The organism is Anaerobutyricum hallii DSM 3353 (assembly GCF_000173975.1).
GTDB classification, from domain to species: domain Bacteria; phylum Bacillota; class Clostridia; order Lachnospirales; family Lachnospiraceae; genus Anaerobutyricum; species Anaerobutyricum hallii.
Window position 1 is genome coordinate 1 of record NZ_ACEP01000132.1, and the last position, 1,439, is coordinate 1,439.

At 37.5% G+C, this 1,439-nt stretch carries 1 protein-coding gene; it reads left to right on the forward strand.

The window, feature by feature from the left end:
* The first annotated feature begins 232 nt into the window (after positions 1–232).
* A complete protein-coding gene (bioB, locus tag EUBHAL_RS12580; RefSeq protein WP_022170029.1) occupies positions 233–1,237 on the forward strand; it encodes a biotin synthase BioB in 1,005 nt (334 codons plus the stop codon).
* The last annotated feature ends 202 nt before the right edge of the window (positions 1,238–1,439 follow it).

Here is a 1,439-nt window from a genome sequence, read left to right on the forward strand (position 1 = left end):
AAACCGCAGCGACTAAAGTCACAAATATAGGATATCGTATCTCTTCTCGGGCGTCTGTTCTTAATGAATTAAATAGCAACATCTTATTGTTAACTTTAATTTTTATTACGGTTGACAATATCTTTTTACCATGTTACAGTAACAAATAAGAGAATTTTAGAAATAAAATGCAATAAGAATTATCGTGCTTTCATTTTGGAAGCTATTTTGTGAGGTTAAGAAAGGATTCATTATGAGTGAAGCAGTAACTATTGACACAATTAAAAATATATTAACAAAAAATGTAAATAAGGAATATTCTCTTTCACGCGAGGAGGCCATCGCTATTATGAATCTTCCAGAAGACGATATGCCTCTTCTTATGGAAATGGCCGGAAGTCTTCGTAAAAAATATAAAGGCAATCATGTGAGTATTCATCTTCTTACAAACGCCCGCAGTGGAAACTGTTCTCAAAATTGTGCTTATTGTGCCCAGTCTTGCCGTTCAAAAGCAGAAATTGAAAAATATAAATGGGTAAATGATGAAAAGTTATACAGTGATAATGCATTTGTGCATGATAACCATCTTTCCAGACACTGTATTGGTCTTAGCGGAATGAAGTTTACCGATGAAGAAATAGAAGAACTGGCTGAAAAAATTCGTGTTATGAAAGCGCAGGGAACGCATCTTTGCTGTTCCATCGGTTTTCTTACTGAAAAGCAGGCATTAATGTTAAAAGAAGCCGGTCTTGACCGAATTAATCATAATTTAAACAGCAGCCGTTCCTACTATCATAATATATGTACCACTCATACTTATGAACAGCGTGTAAATAATATCCATATGTTACAAAGACTTGGTTTTGAAATTTGCAGCGGCGGTATTATCGGTATGGGTGAAAGTAAGGAAGATATTGTAGATATGCTCCTCGATCTTCGTGAAATTCAGCCCGAGGCTCTGCCAATCAACTTCCTTCTCCCAATTCCAGGGACTCCTTTAGAAAATGCAGATACTTCTGTCCTCACACCAGCTTACTGTATGAAAGTACTGTGCCTTGCCAGATTAATGGCTCCACAATCCGATATCCGATGTGCTGCCGGAAGAGAAGTTTACTTTAAAGGACGTGAAAAAGAACTTCTCAGTATCGTAGACTCTATCTTTGCCTCCGGTTATCTCACGGCAGATGGACAGGGAATCTCTGATACGATAAAAACAATTACTGATGCAGGATTTACATACGAAATAGAATCTGATTAATCCTGATTTGCCGCAGACAATTGCAGTTTTACGGGGGATTGTCCTTCTGAAAGATTGAGACTGGAACTATTTGTGAAAAATATCTTTTAAACTGATTTTCCAAGCTGCCAACGAGCAGAACTCAGGGAGATAAATAAAGCATATCTGTGGTCTCGGAACAAGTGTTAAATGTGAGCGCGTTCAAGCGAACATTCAACACGCT

Excerpts from the sequence above, each read along its gene's own strand:
- bioB (WP_022170029.1), top strand. The coding sequence starts at position 233 with ATGAGTGAAGCAGTAACTATTGACACAATTAAAAATATATTAACAAAA.